The 20,000-nt window shown below is 43.7% G+C and carries 17 protein-coding genes, 1 tRNA gene, 2 rRNA genes, 1 other RNA gene and 1 other annotated feature (1 of these 22 running past the window's edge); of the genes, 15 read left to right on the top strand and 6 right to left on the bottom strand.

Annotated elements, in window-relative coordinates; translation table 11 throughout:
• A 23S ribosomal RNA gene (locus GFC30_RS00955) occupies positions 1-1,617 on the top strand (it extends 1,308 nt beyond the left edge of the window).
• 203 nt (positions 1,618-1,820) lie between these two features.
• Positions 1,821-1,937: ribosomal RNA gene (gene rrf / locus GFC30_RS00950) — 5S ribosomal RNA — on the top strand.
• 150 nt (positions 1,938-2,087) lie between these two features.
• Here rrf and GFC30_RS00945 read toward each other — a convergent pair.
• Positions 2,088-3,068: a YaaC family protein gene (locus GFC30_RS00945; RefSeq protein WP_066322279.1), complete on the bottom strand. Its 981-nt coding sequence runs from the start codon at positions 3,066-3,068 to the stop codon at positions 2,088-2,090.
• Between the two features lie 124 nt (positions 3,069-3,192).
• On the opposite strand from GFC30_RS00945, the gene guaB reads away from it, so the two are divergent.
• The 6 genes from guaB (at position 3,193) to GFC30_RS00915 (ending at position 9,737) form a co-directional block, all read left to right on the top strand.
• Entirely contained in the window at positions 3,193-4,659 is a 1,467-nt protein-coding gene (guaB, locus tag GFC30_RS00940) for an IMP dehydrogenase (protein ID WP_066322277.1), read from the top strand.
• Between the two features lie 99 nt (positions 4,660-4,758).
• Entirely contained in the window at positions 4,759-6,090 is a 1,332-nt protein-coding gene (locus GFC30_RS00935; protein WP_066322276.1) for a serine hydrolase, read from the top strand.
• A 168-nt stretch (positions 6,091-6,258) separates the two neighbouring features.
• Positions 6,259-7,143 carry a pyridoxal 5'-phosphate synthase lyase subunit PdxS gene (gene pdxS, locus GFC30_RS00930; RefSeq protein ID WP_066322275.1) on the top strand — a complete coding sequence of 295 codons (885 nt, stop codon included), beginning with the start codon at positions 6,259-6,261 and terminating at the stop codon, positions 7,141-7,143.
• 15 nt (positions 7,144-7,158) lie between these two features.
• Positions 7,159-7,737 carry a pyridoxal 5'-phosphate synthase glutaminase subunit PdxT gene (gene pdxT / locus GFC30_RS00925; protein WP_066322274.1) on the top strand — a complete coding sequence of 193 codons (579 nt, stop codon included), beginning with the start codon at positions 7,159-7,161 and terminating at the stop codon, positions 7,735-7,737.
• A gap of 48 nt (positions 7,738-7,785) precedes the next feature.
• Positions 7,786-8,001, top strand: a binding site (T-box leader).
• A 260-nt stretch (positions 8,002-8,261) separates the two neighbouring features.
• Positions 8,262-9,536 (top strand): serine--tRNA ligase, encoded by a 1,275-nt coding sequence (serS, locus tag GFC30_RS00920; RefSeq protein ID WP_066322271.1) that lies wholly within the window; start codon positions 8,262-8,264, stop codon positions 9,534-9,536.
• A 108-nt stretch (positions 9,537-9,644) separates the two neighbouring features.
• Positions 9,645-9,737 (top strand) — tRNA-Ser (locus GFC30_RS00915).
• Positions 9,738-9,949: 212 nt separating this feature from the next.
• Here GFC30_RS00915 and GFC30_RS00910 read toward each other — a convergent pair.
• The 4 genes from GFC30_RS00910 to GFC30_RS00895 form a co-directional block, all read right to left on the bottom strand.
• On the bottom strand, positions 9,950-11,062 hold the full coding sequence (locus GFC30_RS00910) for an RNA-guided endonuclease TnpB family protein (protein ID WP_066322269.1): 1,113 nt from the start codon (positions 11,060-11,062) through the stop codon (positions 9,950-9,952).
• Positions 11,063-11,236: 174 nt separating this feature from the next.
• Positions 11,237-11,905: a deoxynucleoside kinase gene (locus GFC30_RS00905; protein WP_066322266.1), complete on the bottom strand. Its 669-nt coding sequence runs from the start codon at positions 11,903-11,905 to the stop codon at positions 11,237-11,239.
• Complete coding sequence (locus GFC30_RS00900; protein WP_066322264.1) at positions 11,892-12,539, bottom strand: deoxynucleoside kinase; 648 nt, start codon at positions 12,537-12,539, stop codon at positions 11,892-11,894. The genes GFC30_RS00905 and GFC30_RS00900 overlap by 14 nt, the downstream gene beginning before the upstream one ends.
• 157 nt (positions 12,540-12,696) lie before the next feature.
• Complete coding sequence (locus GFC30_RS00895; protein ID WP_066322262.1) at positions 12,697-13,983, bottom strand: glycoside hydrolase family 18 protein; 1,287 nt, start codon at positions 13,981-13,983, stop codon at positions 12,697-12,699.
• A gap of 89 nt (positions 13,984-14,072) precedes the next feature.
• Here GFC30_RS00895 and tadA point away from each other — a divergent pair, with 89 nt between their 5' ends.
• The 7 genes from tadA (at position 14,073) to GFC30_RS00860 (ending at position 18,211) form a co-directional block, all read left to right on the top strand.
• The gene (gene tadA, locus GFC30_RS00890) at positions 14,073-14,540 is read left to right on the top strand and encodes a tRNA adenosine(34) deaminase TadA (protein ID WP_066322260.1); all 468 of its coding nucleotides are present in this window, start codon (positions 14,073-14,075) and stop codon (positions 14,538-14,540) included.
• Between the two features lie 78 nt (positions 14,541-14,618).
• Positions 14,619-14,883: signal recognition particle sRNA large type (gene ffs / locus GFC30_RS00885), an RNA gene on the top strand.
• A 110-nt stretch (positions 14,884-14,993) separates the two neighbouring features.
• Complete coding sequence (gene dnaX, locus GFC30_RS00880; protein ID WP_066322257.1) at positions 14,994-16,667, top strand: DNA polymerase III subunit gamma/tau; 1,674 nt, start codon at positions 14,994-14,996, stop codon at positions 16,665-16,667.
• A gap of 16 nt (positions 16,668-16,683) precedes the next feature.
• On the top strand, positions 16,684-17,016 hold the full coding sequence (locus tag GFC30_RS00875) for a YbaB/EbfC family nucleoid-associated protein (protein WP_066322255.1): 333 nt from the start codon (positions 16,684-16,686) through the stop codon (positions 17,014-17,016).
• A 12-nt stretch (positions 17,017-17,028) separates the two neighbouring features.
• On the top strand, positions 17,029-17,625 hold the full coding sequence (recR, locus tag GFC30_RS00870) for a recombination mediator RecR (RefSeq protein WP_066322253.1): 597 nt from the start codon (positions 17,029-17,031) through the stop codon (positions 17,623-17,625).
• A 22-nt stretch (positions 17,626-17,647) separates the two neighbouring features.
• Positions 17,648-17,872, top strand: a complete 225-nt coding sequence (locus GFC30_RS00865; RefSeq protein ID WP_066322252.1) for a YaaL family protein — start codon at positions 17,648-17,650, stop codon at positions 17,870-17,872.
• A 78-nt stretch (positions 17,873-17,950) separates the two neighbouring features.
• The gene (locus tag GFC30_RS00860) at positions 17,951-18,211 is read left to right on the top strand and encodes a pro-sigmaK processing inhibitor BofA family protein (protein WP_066322250.1); all 261 of its coding nucleotides are present in this window, start codon (positions 17,951-17,953) and stop codon (positions 18,209-18,211) included.
• Positions 18,212-18,410: 199 nt separating this feature from the next.
• Here GFC30_RS00860 and GFC30_RS00855 read toward each other — a convergent pair whose 3' ends face one another.
• Positions 18,411-19,961, bottom strand: a complete 1,551-nt coding sequence (locus GFC30_RS00855; RefSeq protein WP_179946280.1) for an IS1182 family transposase — start codon at positions 19,959-19,961, stop codon at positions 18,411-18,413.
• Positions 19,962-20,000 lie beyond the last annotated feature (39 nt).

Genomic DNA, 20,000 nt, shown 5'->3' with positions numbered 1-20,000 from the left:
AAAACAGAGGTGAGAATCCTCTGCACCGAAAGCCTAAGGTTTCCTGAGGAAGGCTCGTCCGCTCAGGGTTAGTCGGGACCTAAGCCGAGGCCGAAAGGCGTAGGCGATGGACAACAGGTAGAGATTCCTGTACCACCTCCTCTCCGTTTGAGCGATGGGGGGACGCAGGAGGATAGGGCAAGCGCGCGACTGGTAGTGCGCGTCCAAGCAGTTAGGCGCCTCAAGTAGGCAAATCCGCTTGAGTAGGCTGAGCTGTGACGGCGAGGGAAAACTAGTACCGAAGTTCCTGATTCCACACTGCCAAGAAAAGCCTCTAGCGAGGAGAGAGGTGCCCGTACCGCAAACCGACACAGGTAGGCGAGGAGAGAATCCTAAGGTGCGCGGGAGAACTCTCGTTAAGGAACTCGGCAAAATGACCCCGTAACTTCGGGAGAAGGGGTGCTCTGTTGGGTGAAAAGCCCGAGAGAGCCGCAGTGAAAAGGCCCAAGCGACTGTTTAACAAAAACACAGGTCTCTGCGAAGCCGAAAGGCGAAGTATAGGGGCTGACACCTGCCCGGTGCTGGAAGGTTAAGGGGAGCGCTTAGCGCAAGCGAAGGTGCGAACCGAAGCCCCAGTAAACGGCGGCCGTAACTATAACGGTCCTAAGGTAGCGAAATTCCTTGTCGGGTAAGTTCCGACCCGCACGAAAGGTGTAACGACTTGGGCACTGTCTCAACGAGAGACCCGGTGAAATTATAGTACCTGTGAAGATGCAGGTTACCCGCGACAGGACGGAAAGACCCCGTGGAGCTTTACTGCAGCCTGATATTGAATTTTGGTACGACATGTACAGGATAGGTGGGAGACGGAGAAGCCGGGACGCCAGTCTCGGTGGAGTCGCCCTTGGGATACCACCCTTGTCGTACTGAAGTTCTAACCCGCACCCCTGATCGGGGTGGGAGACAGTGTCAGGTAGGCAGTTTGACTGGGGCGGTCGCCTCCTAAAGCGTAACGGAGGCGCCCAAAGGTTCCCTCAGAATGGTTGGAAATCATTCGTAGAGTGTAAAGGCAGAAGGGAGCTTGACTGCGAGACCTACAAGTCGAGCAGGGACGAAAGTCGGGCTTAGTGATCCGGTGGTTCCGTATGGAAGGGCCATCGCTCAACGGATAAAAGCTACCCCGGGGATAACAGGCTTATCTCCCCCAAGAGTCCACATCGACGGGGAGGTTTGGCACCTCGATGTCGGCTCATCGCATCCTGGGGCTGTAGTCGGTCCCAAGGGTTGGGCTGTTCGCCCATTAAAGCGGTACGCGAGCTGGGTTCAGAACGTCGTGAGACAGTTCGGTCCCTATCCGTCGCGGGCGTAGGAAATTTGAGAGGAGCTGTCCTTAGTACGAGAGGACCGGGATGGACGCACCGCTGGTGTACCAGTTGTCCTGCCAAGGGCACCGCTGGGTAGCTATGTGCGGAAGGGATAAGCGCTGAAAGCATCTAAGCGTGAAGCCCCCCTCAAGATGAGATTTCCCATCGCGTAAGCGAGTAAGATCCCTCGAAGATGACGAGGTCGATAGGTCCGAGGTGGAAGCGTGGCGACACGTGCAGCTGACGGATACTAATCGATCGAGGACTTAACCATAGAAAAGCGGAGAACGGTCCTTGGCGGAGCCAAGGGAACATCCGACGGAAGCGCAAGCTTTCGACGAAGACGTGTTTGCACGTCGATGGAGAAAGCGGACGCGGAGGAGGATGTTAGTTCGGAGCTAGACATGACGAAAAGCGTAGGCGACTCCTTTTCTTCTGCCCCTGTTATCTAGTTTTGAAGGAACAATCCTTCACCAGCCTAGTGACGATGGCGGAGAGGACACACCCGTTCCCATCCCGAACACGGAAGTTAAGCTCTCCAGCGCCGATGGTAGTTGGGGCTCGCGCCCCTGCAAGAGTAGGACGTTGCTAGGCAGAAAAGACTGACTAAACAAACGTTTAGTCAGTCTTTTTCTTTATAAGGTAAGAAAGTATAAAATTTTGCGATTGGGTAGAGAACTGTCTAGCTTCAAACGCCATCGGTGTGATGCGCTTCGCCCCTTCTTTCCGCGGCGACATAAACAGTTAAGCATCCCATGTCTTTCTTAGAGAATGTAAATATTCATATAGTAGTCGAGGACTTTTTTCTGCTGTGACCGATAAAAATTTATGAATAAACGGATAAGCTTCACTAGAATAGGAATGCAATAATTCTCCCCACCACTCTGTTTCATAACGAGAAATCATGCTTAAGTTATATAATAATAAATAATGAGCCATTATTTCCGGCCACTGAAATAGTTTTTCTCGGACGGTTGGGATGCGATATACGCCATCGTTTATATCTAACATAAGCGGTTCGCATAAAATACTGAGTTCATGGTGACACGTTACTTTTATATACTTCCCTTCTAGATGCACATCTCCTGCTTGAATCCATCCCCATTTTTTAGTGAGATAGCTGATAAAACGTTCAAACGTCATATGGTAATCGTCTAAAATGATGTTAGGAATGAAAAGCGATTGACGGAAAGGATCGTAAATAGTTTTTCTTGATAATGGCTGGCCGTAATATGTTTCAAATAACTCATGTAGCTCGCCTATTCGTTGTAATAATACCTTCATATGAATTTTTTCTCCGCTTATTTGTTTCACATGAAACATTTTTTCAGAAAAATGAGTAAACAATCCATATTTTTGAATTTTTACTTCGTCAGTAAAAAAATCATATTGTTGTTTTTTTCGTTTTCTAACAGAAACGCCATGCGCTAAAACGGATGACGAATCAGGATAATCTGCATCAACAGTAAGAATACATGCTTTCAAAAGCTGAGCGATCCCATAGAACAAAAGAACCGGTTGAATGGAAATCGGGGAATTGCGAGCGGTTAAATAAAAGTTTTTTCCGTGCTCTAAATAATAAAGAAACGTGTCACAATTCGTATAGCTTTTTTGTTTTGCGTCTTCTCTTCCTATTTTTGTATAGCAACGATATAAAAATGGTTGAACGATACTAGTTGAATGAAAAGAAGTGAACGATTCCCAAATATGTTGATAGCGCAACACCTTTTTTTCCTCCTTTATCATGAAATAAAATTGATTGAAAAGTTGAACATTTTAACGATTTCTTGACAGTATTTTCGTCAATTGTTAAGCTACTAATAATATTTCCGGATAAGGGGGAGAAAACATGTGGGAATCTAAATTTTTAAAAGAAGGATTAACGTTTGATGACGTTTTGCTTATTCCTGCTAAGTCAGAAGTACTGCCTCGCGATGTGGACGTTACAGCCAAACTAAGCCCGACATTACAACTAAATATCCCAATCATTAGCGCAGGAATGGATACGGTCACAGAAGCTGAGATGGCAATTGCGATGGCTCGCCAAGGCGGATTAGGAATTATCCATAAAAATATGTCGATTGAACAGCAAGCGGAGCAAGTAGATAAAGTCAAGCGGTCTGAACGAGGGGTCATTACTGATCCATTTTTCTTAACTCCGGAGCACCAAGTGTATGATGCAGAACATTTAATGGGGAAATATCGCATTTCTGGTGTTCCAATCGTTAATAATGAAATCGAACAAAAGCTTGTGGGAATTATTACAAACCGAGACTTACGTTTTATTCAAGATTACTCCATTAAAATTTCTGACGTGATGACGAAAGAAAATTTAATCACTGCTCCTGTTGGAACGACGTTAGAAGAGGCAGAGAAAATTTTACAAAAATATAAAGTCGAGAAATTACCGCTTGTCGATGAAAATGGTGTTCTTAAAGGGTTAATAACAATTAAAGATATTGAAAAAGTGATCGAATTCCCAAATTCAGCGAAGGACAAGCAAGGGCGTTTGTTAGTTGGTGCGGCTGTTGGGGTTACGGCAGACACAATGACGCGTGTAAAAAAGCTTGTTGAGGCGAATGTTGACGTCATCGTTGTCGACACAGCGCATGGCCATTCCAAAGGAGTTATTGACACCGTTCGGAAAATTCGCGAGCAATATCCGTCATTAAATATTGTTGCTGGGAATGTCGCGACAGCAGAGGCGACACGCGACTTAATTGAAGCAGGTGCAAATATTATTAAAGTTGGAATCGGACCAGGATCTATTTGTACGACGCGCGTTGTCGCAGGGGTCGGTGTTCCACAAATTACCGCTATCTATGATTGTGCGACAGAGGCACGGAAGTACGGGGTGCCGATTATTGCCGATGGAGGAATTAAATATTCAGGTGACATTGTGAAGGCGTTAGCGGCCGGCGCGCATGCGGTCATGCTTGGAAGCTTGTTGGCGGGCGTAACAGAAAGCCCTGGGGAAACAGAAATTTATCAAGGACGACGCTTTAAAGTGTACCGTGGTATGGGGTCGGTAGCAGCGATGGAAAAGGGAAGCAAAGACCGATACTTCCAAGAAGATAATAAAAAATTTGTCCCAGAAGGCATTGAAGGCCGTGTACCATATAAAGGACCGCTTGCCGATACGATTTACCAATTGGTTGGTGGGTTGAGATCGGGAATGGGGTATTGTGGAACGAGAAATTTAGAAGAATTGCGAGAAAAGACGCAGTTTATCCGCATGACAGGCGCCGGATTAAGAGAAAGCCATCCGCATGACGTACAAATTACAAAAGAAGCACCAAACTATTCTCTCTCTTAATATCTTTTTTGTTTTGAAATTGAAGCGGAGGAATGTTCCTCCGTCTATTTTTTTGCGGATAGATATGTTACAATATCGGTTGTGTGAGGAGGGACAAACGTGAAACGGAAGAAGCAGATCATTATGGGGTTCATTGTTGCCTTGTTATTTTCGGTTATATTTCCATTTGGCAACGCTAAAGCAATGCAAGATCCATTAAATATTGAAGCAGATGCAGCAATTCTCGTTGATGCGAAAACAGGTCGGATTTTGTACGAGAAAAATATTGATACCGTACTTGGAATTGCTAGTATGACGAAAATGATGACGGAGTATTTGTTGCTTGAAGCAATTAAAGAGAAGCATGTTAAGTGGGACCAGCAGTATACGCCAAGCGACTACGTTTATCGACTTTCGCAAGATCGCGATTTGTCTAACGTTCCGCTTCGTAAGGACGGAAAATATACTGTTCGTGAGCTTTATGAGGCAATGGCGATTTACTCTGCTAACGCTGCGACAGTGGCGATTGCTGAGATTGTTGGCGGATCAGAAGAAAATTTTGTTAAAATGATGAATGATAAAGCAAAGCAACTTGGTCTTCCAGGATATAAATTTGTCAATGCAACAGGGCTAAGCAATCAAGACTTAAAAGGGCTGCACCCTCAAGGGACGAACGAAAACGAGGAAAACGTTATGTCCGCTCGGTCAGTTGCGATGTTGGCGTATCATTTGCTGAAAGAATATCCGGAAGTGTTGCAAACAGCGAGTATCCCCAAAAAAATCTTTCGGGAAGGTACTGATGACCAAATTAAGATGGATAACTGGAACTGGATGTTGCCTGGTCTTATTTACTCGTATGAAGGGGTAGACGGCTTAAAAACAGGATATACGGAATTTGCTGGATACTGTTTTACAGGGACAGCAGAGCGAAATGGCATGCGTTTTATTACCGTTGTGATGAATGCGAAAACGAACGGAAAATCAAGCATTGGTGCACGATTTGAACAGACGAGAAAATTGTTTGACTACGCGTTCAGTAATTATTCGTTGAAAGAACTTTATCCGGCGGGATACGAACAAAAAGGGAATAGTACATTGCCGGTAGAGAAAGGAAAAGAAAAAGTTGTCGCGATCGTGACAAAACAGCCGCTTACGCTTATCGTAAAAAACGGCGAAGAAAAAAAATATAAGCCAGTATATGTATTCGAGAAAAAAGAACTTACGGCACCTGTGAAAAAAGGAACAACTGTAGGATATATGACGATAAAATACACAGGTACAGACTCCAACGAGTATTTAGCGCCAAGCTTTAAAAATGAAGTGAAAGTAGATGTAGTGACAAAGACAAGTGTGGAAAAAGCAAATTGGTTTGTATTAATGATGAGAGGAATTGGCGGTCTATTTAGCGATGTGTGGACAAGTGTTGCGAAAACGGTTAAAGGTTGGTTTTAAACAAAAGCTCCCAGAAAAAATGGGGGCTTTCTACTTTTTTATTGTGATTTTTGAAAAAATTGAGGTAAAATAAAGAAATGTAATCAAGGTTATTGGTTGTAGATTTTGCTATTTTCCCGTAAAATGAAGCAAAATAAGACTACATAATAGAATTAGGAGGAATTACAAGTGGCGATTACAGGTACTGAACGTGTAAAACGTGGGATGGCAGAGATGCAAAAAGGCGGCGTCATTATGGACGTTGTTAATGCAGAACAGGCAAAAATTGCGGAAGCGGCAGGAGCGGTAGCGGTTATGGCGCTAGAGCGCGTTCCAGCAGATATTCGTGCAGCTGGAGGCGTCGCGCGTATGGCGGATCCGACTGTGATTGAAGAAGTCATGAAAGCTGTTTCGATTCCGGTTATGGCGAAAGCGCGCATTGGTCATTATGTAGAAGCGCGTGTGTTGGAGGCGCTAGGTGTAGACTACATTGATGAGAGCGAAGTGTTAACTCCAGCAGACGAGGAGTTCCATATTGACAAACGTCAATTTACGGTTCCATTTGTTTGCGGTTGTCGTGATTTAGGGGAAGCCGCTCGCCGAATTGCAGAAGGCGCTTCGATGTTGCGCACGAAAGGAGAACCGGGAACAGGAAATATTGTCGAAGCGGTTCGTCATATGCGCAAAGTAAACGCGCAAGTTCGTAAAGTAGTCAGCATGAGCGAAGATGAGTTAATGACAGAAGCAAAAAATTTAGGGGCGCCATTTGAAGTGTTATTAGAAATTAAACGTCTTGGTCGTCTTCCTGTCGTTAACTTCGCAGCAGGTGGCGTAGCAACCCCAGCAGACGCTGCATTAATGATGTATTTAGGAGCAGACGGTGTATTTGTAGGGTCAGGTATTTTTAAATCTGAAAATCCTGAGAAATATGCACGTGCGATTGTTGAGGCGACTACTCATTACGAAGATTATGAGTTAATTGCTCACCTATCGAAAGGATTAGGAGGAGCGATGAAAGGAATCGACATTTCCTCTTTATTACCAGAACAACGCATGCAAGAACGTGGTTGGTAATGAAGGAGACGAGTGATGATGAAAGTCGGTGTGTTAGGATTACAAGGAGCGGTACGGGAACATGCCCGCTCTGTGGAAGCGTGTGGCGCAGAAGCGATTGTTGTAAAAAAACCGGAGCAATTGCAAGAAATCGATGGCTTAATTATCCCTGGCGGCGAAAGCACGACGATGCGCCGTCTGATGGACAAATATGGATTTATGGAGCCGTTAAAACAATTTGCGGCACAAGGGAAGCCGATGTTTGGAACGTGTGCGGGCTTAATTATTTTAGCAAAGCGCATCGTGGGATACGAAGAGCCTCACCTTGGAGTAATGGATGTAACGGTCGAGCGCAATTCATTCGGAAGACAGCGTGAAAGTTTTGAAGCAGAGTTATCAATTGCTGGAATTGCGGATGATTTTGTTGGGGTGTTTATTCGTGCCCCACACATTGTAGAAGTCGGCGAAGATGTTGAGATTTTGGCTAAGCACGAAGGGCGAATTGTAGCAGCAAGACAAGAACAGTTTTTAGGTTGTTCGTTCCATCCAGAATTGACGGATGACCATCGGATGACAAAATATTTCATCCAAATGGTGAAAGAGTCGAAAGCATAAAACAGTTGCATCTTGTTAATCCTTGTAGTACATTATTATCAAAAATGGGGTAAAGCGATGAGAGGAACTAGTAGCAAGAATGTTCTTCTACAGAGAGTCGGTGGGTGGTGCAAACCGATGAAGGACGCTTGTGAATCCATCCTTGAGTGAAATGCCGAATGTTTAACAACTAGTAAGCATTTCCGGTAAACACCGTTATCGATGAGAGCGGAAGACGATTTGTCTTCAAGTAGGGTGGCAACGCGGGTTACTCCCGTCCCTTAATATAGGGACGGGAGTTTTTATTTTAAGGTAAGAAAGTATAAAATTTTACGATTGGATAGGGAGTATAGCTCCAAACGCCATCGGTGTGATACGCTCCGCCCATTCTTTCGGCGGCGACACACGGAGTTCGCTTCCTTGAAATATCCCACGCAAACCCAAGCTTTGCTTGGGCTGAGCCTCCTCGGTGGGGGTTGTGCGCTCTTCGCTGATAGGCGGGCGCTTTGCGATTTTCTTATTCACATTTAAAGGAGGAGAAGAACATGTTAGATTTAAAATTTTTACGTGCCAATTTTGCCGAAGTAAAAGAAAAGCTGAAACATCGTGGTGAAGATTTAACCGATTTTGCCCGTTTTGAAGAACTCGATACAAAACGTCGTGAGCTAATTGCTAAGGCAGAAGAATTAAAAAATAAGCGCAATGAAGTATCACAGCAAATCGCAGTGTTAAAGCGGGAAAAGAGAGAAGCTGATCATTTAATTGCGGAAATGCGTGAGGTCGGCGACCGTATTAAAGCGTTAGATGATGAGTTGCGGAAAGTGGAAGAAGCGTTAGAAATAATGCTGTTATCGATTCCAAACATTCCGCACGAATCAGTGCCAATCGGGGAGTCAGAAAATGATAACATCGAAATTCGCAAATGGGGCGAACCGCGGACGTTTTCATTTGAACTAAAGCCCCATTGGGATATTGCCGATCAGCTCGGTATTCTTGATTTTGAACGTGCCGCTAAAGTGACAGGAAGCCGCTTTGTTTTTTACAAAGGGCTTGGGGCGCGGTTAGAGCGGGCACTTATTAATTTTATGCTTGATCTTCACGTCGAAGAGCATGGGTATGTGGAAGTGCTTCCTCCTTATCTTGTGAATCGTGCTAGCATGACTGGAACAGGGCAGTTGCCGAAATTTGAAGAGGATGCGTTTCGGGTGGAAAGCGAAGACTATTTCTTAATTCCAACGGCGGAAGTTCCTGTAACTAATTTACATCGAGACGAAATTTTATCAGCTGAACAATTGCCGTTAAATTATGTCGCCTATAGCGCATGTTTCCGTTCGGAAGCAGGGTCTGCCGGTCGAGATACGCGTGGATTAATTCGGCAACATCAATTTAATAAAGTAGAGCTTGTGAAATTTGTAAAACCGGAAGATTCATACGAAGAGCTAGAAAAATTGACAGGTCATGCGGAAAAAGTATTACAGCTATTAGAACTTCCGTACCGTGTGATGAGCATGTGCACAGGCGACCTAGGATTTACAGCGGCGAAAAAATACGATATTGAAGTATGGCTTCCAAGCTATGGAACGTATCGCGAAATTTCGTCTTGCAGCAATTTTGAAGCGTTTCAAGCGCGGCGGGCAAATATTCGCTTCCGCCGCGATCCGAAGGCGAAACCCGAGCATGTTCATACGCTTAACGGGTCTGGATTAGCAATTGGACGGACAGTTGCCGCCATTTTAGAAAATTACCAGCAAGAAGATGGCACAGTCGTCATTCCGAAAGTGTTGCGTCGTTATATGGGCAATAAAGAAGTGATTGGCTAAACGAAACGAGCAGGCTACGCCATCGCCTGCTCGTTTTTTTATTGAGAAATCCGATAATAACATATTGACTTACCCATTAGGAAATGCTATATTAAATGTTGTCGATACGGAGGAGTACCCAAGTCTGGCTGAAGGGGTCGGTCTTGAAAACCGAGAGGCGTCGAGAGGCGCGCGGGGGTTCGAATCCCTCCTCCTCCGCCATCTAGTTAGTTAGAAACACCACTGCGCATAAATGGAGATTGTTATTCGAGACGATTCGTTACAGTTTGTAACGAATTTTTTAGTCAACTACCCCCACTTAGCTAACGCTTGAAGTGGGGGCTTGCAACTCCCCAGAAGTGCAAGCGGACTTCGTCCTCCTTCCTTCGCGTGGGGTTGCATGAGGGTGGTTGACGGCACCCCGACCACACAAGTCATGCTTGGGCGGTCACGCCATGATGGTACTCGATTCCCTTTTGGCGTAAGTTTAACGCCCCTACTCGATCATCGTTGGATGTATAGCCACATGCCCCACATATAAACGTATGGATCTGTTTTTTGCGGTTGTTTTTATGTGTAAACCCACAGGTTGGGCATTGCTGGCTCGTGTAAGCAGGAGGAACGGCAAGGACGTGGCTGTCGTGTAGTCGTGCTTTATATTCAATGAACGAGCGGAGTTGAGCGAACGCCCATGTGAATCGCACGTATCGGTCTTTTTTGCGAACGCACACCGTATCGTTGATGTCTGTCAAATCCTCTAGGACAAGCAAGCTATGCTTTCCTGCAAACTGAACAAGTGCCTTGCTGACACAATGATTGACATTGGTCATGAAACGGTTTTCTTGTCCAGCGATTTTCTTTAGCTTGCGTTTAGCGGATTTCGTGTTGCGTTGTTGGAGCTCTTTGCGAAGTCGGACGTATCGTGCTTTGACGCTCTGAATGTGATTGCCCTTGATAAACAAATGACGGTTGCGTGAATCCACAGCGGTCACTAAAAAGCGCATCCCCATGTCCACACCGACCACGTGTTGATACACCGAAGGGGGATGGATCACTTTTTTCGCTGCGACATGCAAGTAGAATTTGCCTTTTTTGTACACAAGTGTACCTGTGCCAAACTCCCAAGAGCCATCGAAATAGCGTTCCTGCCCTTTTGTAAGAAAAGGCATTTTGATTCGTTTGTTTAGCGTGCCAATGCTCATCTGTCCGTCTTTCGTAAACGAGTAGTCTCGATTGTACGAATATTGGAGTTTAGGCTTTTTAAACACCGCTAGCGTGCGTTCGCCATTGGATTTCATGGACGCATAGACACCTGCGACAATGGTACACACATTACACGCCATTTGTGATTTTAGTCCGAACAACTCTCGCAAGTCTCGATACACCAAGACTTGCAGTTTCTTAAACGAGGAAAGCAGATGGTGTTCGTATGCGACTTTCGATGCAAAGTTCAACGCTTGTTTCATCGCTTGCATCGTTTCAACGAGTTGCAGGTGTTGAGCTTCCGTTGGTAACAACCGAATTTTAGCGGTGACGACCAATTCCATACGTTTCACCTCCTTTTTTCATTATATATACAATTATACCATATATTACTGAAAGAATGAACCGTTTTTCGTGCAAAAAATAAAAAAGGGCAATTCCTCCCCCACCTTCCCTTCGCTTAGAGGTGGGGGACTCCTTGCCTAATGCCGTTGAAAAAACCGCCTAAATATAGGCGGCTATTTTTTTAAATAACGAGATTGGTCAAGCATATAAGCAATTTTTTCGACAATTGGCTCAACGGACTGTTCATTTTCTAAAATATCGTAATCGCTAATGTTAATCCTTAACACAGGGCAGGCGTTAAAACGATTGATCCAGCGCTCATATCTTAAATACATTTCCCTCCAATACTCTATTGGTGTTTGCTGCTCCATTGGTCGTCCGCGCTCACGAATACGTTTTAAAATCTCTTCAAAGCTCCCTTCCAAATAAATGAGCAAATCAGGGTGTGGAAAATAAGGGGACATAACCATCGCTTCAAATAAACTTGTATACGTTTCATAATCGACTTTTGTCATCGTCCCTTTTTCAAAATGCATTTTAGCAAAAATTCCTGTATCTTCGTAAATCGATCGATCTTGTACAAATCCTCCACCATATTCAAAAATTCGCTTTTGCTCTTTAAAACGTTCCGCGAGAAAATAAATTTGCAAATGAAAACTCCATCTTTCAAAGTCAGCATAAAACTTATCTAAATATGGATTTGTGTCGACTTTCTCAAAAGATGTGCGAAATTGTAACGCGTTAGCAAGTGCTCTTGTCATTGTAGATTTTCCGACACCGACGGTTCCGGCAATAGTAATGACAGCATCGTGTGGAATCCCGTATTTCTCACGTAAGTTCATGGCAATTAGCTCCTTTTAATCGATTTTCTATTTGTTCCAATATATAAAGCAAGTCGGATGGGCGGTGTACAAAATCAAGCTTGTCCCCATTGAAACGAAGAACTGGAACGTGAGGGTTTGCTTTTTCAAATGATTCCATCGTTTGTTCGTACGCTACGGATAGCTCATGTAAGTAAAACGGATCCATATTTTTTTCGATTTCCCGTCCTCTCATTTCAATACGTTGCAATAACGTATCAAGACTTGCGTTTAAATAAATAATCATATTGGGTTGCGGCATATCTGTTGTAAGAATATCATAAATTTTTAAATATTTTTTATATTGTTCTTGCTTTAACGTTCTTTCGGCAAAGATTAAATTTTTAAGAATATGGTAGTCGGCGACGACAGGCTGTTGTTTTTGGATGAAATCACGATTAATATCTTCTAGCTGTTTATAACGATTGCAAAGGAAAAACATCTCGGTTTGAAAACTCCATTCATCGATATTTTTATAAAATTTCCCGAGAAATGGATTTTCATCGACAATTTCTTTTAGTAAATGATAACGAAACCGTTCTGCAATTGCTTTCGAAAGCGACGTTTTCCCGACGCCAATCGGACCCTCTACCGCAATAAACGGTACAATCCCCATGTCATGCTCCTCCCTTTTTCCGCTAACAAATCAATGTCTGGCTTTGAATAACTTCCGTTTCCATTTAGACAGACAGAGTTTATTTTAACATATATTTTGAATGGATAGTTAGGCTTGACAAAAGAAAAAACACTTGGGTGAAATATCCAAGTGTTCCTTACTTTTTCGTGACATGGAAGTTATCTGTAATAAGCAACCAATTTTGTGGAAAGTCTAATCCTAATTTCCAATAGCTTACCCCTCTTAACCCAAGCGCTTTGACTAAATCAAATTTTGCTTGAATGGAGCGAGCATCTTCAAACCATACTTCATGCTCGTTGCCATTTTCGTCACGGTAACGGAAATGGGGTGCTTGGGCATTTCGATCGTATTCGATGGAAACATTGTAGCGGGAGGCAAGTTGGATTGCTTGGTGTGGGCTAATTGCTTGTGCATATTTTCCCTCTGGGACGTATGGCAATGTCCAATCATAGCCATATAAATTTTGCCCCATCATAATTTTGGAAGCCGGCATTTCTGTAATCGCATATTCTAACACTCTCCGGACAGGTCCGATAGGAGAAACAGGGAGCGGCGGGCCACCGCTATATCCCCATTCGTATGTCATAATGACAACAAAATCGACAATTTGTCCGTGCGCACGATAATCATGTGCCTCATACCATCGTCCTTTTTGGGTAGCACTCGTTTTTGGTGCCAGTGCAGTCGACATTAGCCATCCTTCTTGTTGGAACCGTTGTTTTGCTTTTCGTAAAAAGGCGTTATATGCTTGGCGGTCAGCTGGGCGTAAATATTCCATATCAAAATGAATGTCGCGGAATCCGTATTTTTTAGCGGTGGTGACAATGTTTCCGAGAAAACGGTTTTGAATGTCCTCGTCATTGAAAATGATGGTCGCAAGTTCATCGCTAAATTGGTCGTTTTCAATGTTTGTAATCACCATCATTAATGTGACGTTATTGGCGCGGGCGATAGAAGGAAAATTGTTCAGAGGGGGTTCTTTTAATGTACCGTTTCGTTGGATTCGAAAACTGAACGGTGCTAAATATGTTAAATACGGAGCAACATCCCGAGCACTTGCTTCTAGTGAAGGATTGATAACAGAATTGCGTGGCTCTACGTATCCGTTAAACTCAGCACTTCTTTTTCTTTGCGGTGGAATATATAAACGTTGTCCGATAGAAAGCGGAGTTTGGAGAGAAATGTGATTGATTTGCGCAAGTTGCTGAGCAGTTATCTGAAACTTCCGTGCAATCGTCCAAAGGCTATCTCCTGTCTGCACCCAATAAAACCGACCGGTAATAGGAATAACAAGCGCTTGACCAACGATGAGTGCATTTGGATTGGGGATATTATTTGCGGTAACGATTGCTTGAGGGGTTGTGTTATACGCTTGAGCGATGCCAAATATCGTTTGTCCACGTTGTATGACGTGAATTTGCATGCCTCTTCCTCCCTAGTTGATTCTTTTTTGCTTTTTATTTTATGATGAAGGAAAAAACGGCATGACTGTTATTTGGTGAGGGTTAAAAAATGAACGATGAATATTATATGCGTTTAGCGATTGAAGAGGCGAAAAAAGCAGAAAAAATAGGAGAAGTCCCGATTGGCGCTGTCATTGTCAAAGATGACGAAGTAATTGCTCGCGCCCATAATTTACGGGAAACGATGCAGCGGGCGGTGGCGCATGCGGAAGTGCTTGCTATTGATCAAGCGTGCCAACGAATCGGATCATGGCGGCTAGAAAATACGACGTTATATGTGACATTGGAGCCTTGTGCGATGTGTGCGGGAGCAATTGTTCTATCGCGGATTGAACGAGTCGTGTTTGGTGCAAGCGATCCAAAAGGGGGATGTGTTGGTACGCTAATGAACTTGTTGCAAGAAAAACGATTTAACCACCAATCGGAAGTAGTCAGCGGCGTACTGGAAGAAGAGTGCGGTCAAATGTTAAGTGAGTTTTTTCGGCAGTTACGCCTAAAAAAAAAAGCAGCGCAATGAAATAATTGGTAATTATTCCGAGTAATTTACAATTCCTGTTCATTGCTTTTTTTAAAAAAAAAAGTTATACTATATTTACCGTGCTAGGTGGGGAGGTAGCGGTGCCCTGTACTCGCAATCCGCTCTAGCGAGACTGAACCCCTTCCCAAGGTTAGTCTGTTGTGAGGTCTGTCTCAAGTAAGTGGTGTTGACGTCTGGGTCCCACGCAATGGGATTCCGTGAACCCTGTCAGGTCCGGAAGGAAGCAGCAGTAAGCGGATACTCCCATGTGCCGTGGGGGAGCCTGGACCGAGCTAACTGCTTGAGCAACGCTTGGGGCAGCTAATCGACGGAAGGTGCACGGTAGGAATACATAAGGAAACTCACTCGTATCGAGTGGGTTTTTTTCTATTTTGAAAAACGCTCAAGACATTATATAATGAATAAGATGAGAGAAAAGAGGGGGCAATTTTTGTGACGTACCAAGCGCTATATCGTGTGTTTCGGCCGCAACGATTTGCCGATGTCGTCGGTCAAGAACACGTAACCAAAACATTGCAAAGTGCCCTGCTTCAAAATAAAATATCTCACGCGTACCTTTTTTCCGGGCCGCGTGGAACAGGCAAAACGAGCGCTGCGAAAATCTTAGCAAAAGCGGTTAATTGTGAACATGCGCCAACATCCGAGCCGTGTAACACATGTTCGGCTTGTATCGGGATTACGAACGGGTCGATTCCCGATGTGTTGGAAATTGATGCAGCTTCAAACAATGGGGTCGACGAAATACGAGATATTCGGGAGAAGGTGAAATTTGCTCCTACTTCAGTACGGTATAAAGTATACATCGTGGACGAAGTGCATATGCTTTCCATCGGTGCTTTTAACGCTTTGTTAAAAACGTTAGAGGAACCTCCAAAGCATGTGATTTTTATTTTAGCAACAACTGAACCGCATAAAATCCCACCTACGATTATTTCTCGGTGCCAACGCTTTGATTTTCGCAGAATCCAGCTTCCTTCCATTGTTTCAAGGTTAAGGCAGGTGCTAGATGCCCAGCAAGTAAAGGCCTCTGACGAAGCGTTGCTCGCAATTGCCCGAGCCGCAGATGGGGGTATGCGTGATGCATTGAGTTTGTTGGATCAAGCGATTTCGTTTAGCAATGAGGAAGTAATGCTTGAAGATGTATTGACGATGACAGGTGCCGTATCTTCGTCTATGTTAGCAACGGTCGTTCAGGCCATTCACGAAAAAGATGTGGCAAAAGCGTTGCAGCTAGTAGAACAGTTTATGAACCAAGGAAAGGATCCGAATCGTTTACTTGAAGATTTGATTTTTTATTATCGGGATCTTCTCATCTATAAGACCGCTCCTCATTTACAAAAAGGAGGAGTTGCTATCGATCCAGTGTTTCAACAGTTGGCACAATTTGTTTCTGTTCCAGCCATTTATGAAACGATTGAAACATTAAATAAAAGCCAACAGGAGATGAAATGGACGAATCACTCCCGTATTTTTTTAGAGGTAGCGTTAGTTAAACTTTGCCAACAAGAACAGGCATCGTCTAACTCAGAATTGCTTATTAAAAAAATAGAGAAGCTAGAAACAGAATTGCAACGTTTGAAAGAACAAGGGATTCCTATAACAGAAAAAGAGCATGCGCCTGCACCTGCAAAAAAAACGGCAAAGCCATCTCGAACAAACGCCTATAAAACACCAGTCGGTCGCATTTATGAAATATTAAAACAAGCTACTCACCAAGACTTAGCGCTAATTAAAAGCCATTGGGGGGGAATACTTGATACGTTAAAGCAACAAAATAAAGTATCTCATGCAGCGTTATTGCAAGAAACAGAGCCGGTCGCAGCAAGCCCGCAAGCGTTTGTTTTGAAGTTTAAATATGAAATTCATTGCAAAATGGCCGCCGATAACACAAATGGCGTAAAAGAAAACTTAGAATCAATTTTATTCGATTTAACACATCGTCGTTTCGAAATGGTCGCTGTTCCTGATGAAGAATGGGGAAAAATAAGAGAAGAGTTTATTCGAGAAAAAGGAGTGCATCGCGAAAAAGAACAAGAGGAAGAGGATGCGCTTATTACAGAGGCAAAGCGATTATTTGGCGAACAATTACTTGAAATTAAAGAATAACTAGGAGGAATGAAAAATGATGCGAGGAATGGGTGGAATGGGAAATATGCAAAAAATGATGAAACAAATGCAAAAAATGCAAAAAGAAATGCAAAAAGCTCAAGAAGAATTGGCAGAGAAAACAGTCGAAGGAACAGCTGGCGGCGGAATGGTGACGGTCATTGCGAATGGTCATAAACAAATTTTAGAAGTAAAGATAAAAGAGGAAGTAGTCGATCCAGAAGATATCGAAATGCTGCAAGATTTAATTTTAGCTGCTACAAATGATGCGCTTAAAAAAGCGGAAGAATTAACAGCGGACACAATGGGGCAATTCACTAAAGGATTGAACATCCCGGGCTTATTCTAGGAGGATTTTTTCATGCATTATCCGGAGCCGATATCAAAACTGATTGACAGCTTTATGAAATTGCCGGGAATCGGTCCAAAAACAGCAGTGAGGCTAGCGTTTTTTGTTCTAACGATGAAAGAAGATACGGTATTGGATTTTGCAAAGGCATTAGTCAATGCGAAACGGAATTTGTTGTATTGTACGGTTTGTGGGCATATTACAGATAAAGATCCGTGTTATATTTGTGACGATGAAAGGCGAGACAAAACAACAATTTGCGTTGTTCAAGACCCGAAAGATGTCATTGCGATGGAAAAAATGAAAGAATATAACGGATTATATCACGTATTGCACGGAGCTATTTCCCCGATGGATGGCATTGGTCCGGAGGATATTAAAATTACGGAGCTATTAAAAAGGCTACAAGACGAAACAGTACAAGAGGTTATTTTAGCTACCAATCCAAATATTGAAGGGGAAGCAACCGCGATGTATATATCGCGATTATTGAAACCAACAGGAATAAAAATTACAAGAATTGCTCACGGATTGCCAGTCGGAGGCGATTTAGAGTATGCTGACGAAGTAACATTATCAAAAGCATTAGAAGGCCGGCGTGAGCTATAGAAATTAATTGGGGTGAGTCGGCATGTTTTGGCGGCGAAAAGGATGGTTAAAAAAACAATTTGATGAGCGATTAGTGGAACAATTAGAAGCGATGAGGAACGAATGGATAAAACAAAAAGAGTTAATTGAAAAAAGTATCGAGCCTTCGGGAGATGTATTAATGGACGCAAAAATTACAGAAGCGAAATACCTTTTTCTTATTCGAGAGGCAAAACGCCGTCGAGTTACGTTAAAGAGAGCGAAATAAGCTCTCTTTTTTGTTCTTTATTTTTCGTTGCATGCATAATGTGAGAGTAGTACAAGCAATAAAGAAGGGGCGGATTGTATGGAGCCAAAAATAGTCATCCTGCTTTTTTTGTGTGCAATCGTGATTTTGTTATTGATCGGAACTCCTTTAAAACCTGTTCGTTTCATTGGATATGGAGCGATTAAATTAATCATTGGAGCGTTGTTATTATTTACTTTAAATGCCATCGGCAGTTCTTTCATTCATATCCCAATTAATTTATTTACATCATCTGTATCAGGTTTTCTAGGCATTCCTGGTGTGCTCGCCTTAGTCATTATTCAAAAATACATTCTATAATGGAGAAATGTTATTTCTAGTCGTTCCTAATATAAATGCACATTGAAGTGTTAACATTTTTTTACTGTCGGGCGACCGAACAACACCGCTGAGGCTGACCCAAAAGTCCGCTAAAAAGCGGACTTTTGGAGTCAGTTTTCTTTACTTTTACATATTTTGTTAAATAAAAGGGCGATTCGCCCCCTTTTGTTTCCATTGTTTATGCCGCTAAGGACCGTTGTTTGTCCTTAGCGGCTTTCTTGAGGAGATTATGGGCAACGCAAATAAGCCCCCATTCTATGGAAATTTTTTGGAGGCCTCGGAGGACAAAGCGACGAAATCCGCGATTTTGCTTGATTTGCCCAAACACACTCTCAATGTCGGTTTGGCGTTGGCGGTATCGTGCTTGTCCTTCTTCACTTTCCAGTCGTTCACGAGCCTTCTGTTTCTGTTCGTGATAGACGGGGTTCCATTGCGTTGTACGTCCATACTTGGAAGTTGTGCAGACCGAGCGGAACGGACACCCTTCGCATTCGTGGCATTGGTAGTGCTGGATGACCGAAGTATACCCAGATTCTGTGGTCTGCTTCGAAGTTCCTATACGGACCAGTTTTTTCCCGTTCGCACAAATCCAAACGTCCTCTTCTTTCTTGTATGTCCAATTCTGTGGATGGTGCGGGTTCTTCTTGACCTTGCGTGTGTTCTCTTTCTCATACGTGTTGTACTTGATAAACGCGGAAATGTTTTTCTCTTCGAGTTTCACGTAATTTTCCTCGGAACCATAGACAGCGTCAGCGGTCACGCGTTTTGGTACCACCCCATATTTCTCTCGAACCGTCTCTAGGTGTGGCAGAAGACAACGAGTATCGCCGGGTCTCTGGTGAAGCGAATACCCCAGAACGAACTGATCGGAAGAACCCACTTGTACGTTATAAGCCGGCTTCAGTTGGCCGTTGCGCATGTGGTCCCCCTTCAAACGCATAAACGTCGCATCCGCATCCGTTTTGGAATAGCTGTTGCGGTCCCCGCATACTTGGAGTTGGTGTTCGTACTTTTCACTGCGAGGCAAGTAGTCTTCCTTCATCTTCTTGACGGCCTTCTTCAACGGTTGGTTGTCCGGCTCGGCCTCCAAACGTTTTTCCCACTCCTCGGTTTTCTTTCGGATTTCTTTTGAAGTAAAAGCAGGGGAAGCGTCGATTTCTTCCGCATTTTCTTCTTCCACGATCGCATCGATCTGGGCGATGAGCTGATCCACATTGGCTTGTAATTTCTCTTGGTATTTCTCGGCGGATTTCCGCCAAACGAACGTGTATCGGTTGGCATTCGCTTCAATTTTCGTCCCATCTACGAAATAGTCTTCCATGTTGACATAGCCGTCCGCGACAAGCAGGGTGATCATTTCTCGGAACAAGTCGTCAATCAGCCCTTTCATCCGTTCGGAGCGAAATCGATTGATGGAACGGAAGTCCGGCTTTTGAAACCCACTCAACCACATGAGGGGAAGATGTACTTCTAATTGTCGAGCAATTTCTCGGCCATGATACATTTTTTGGGTGTACGCGTAGAGGATAATTTTCGTCATCATTTTTGGATGATAAGAAGAGGTACCGCCGCCTTTATAGTAAGGAAGAAACGTCTCCATCGGGATGCGCTCGACCATCTCGTGAACCACGTGAGCCATATTATCCGGTGGAATGAGATCGGCAATATTGCTTGGCAACGTGAGGTTATCCATGGTATACTCTTTAAAAGAAATATGATGATGTTTCATAGAAGAATCGCTCCTTTTCCGGTGATAGTTGTTGTGGTG

This window comes from Anoxybacillus amylolyticus (assembly GCF_001634285.1).
Classification (GTDB): domain Bacteria; phylum Bacillota; class Bacilli; order Bacillales; family Anoxybacillaceae; genus Anoxybacteroides; species Anoxybacteroides amylolyticum.
Note: the sequence above shows the minus strand (reverse complement) of the source record. Positions and strands in the feature narration are given on the sequence as shown.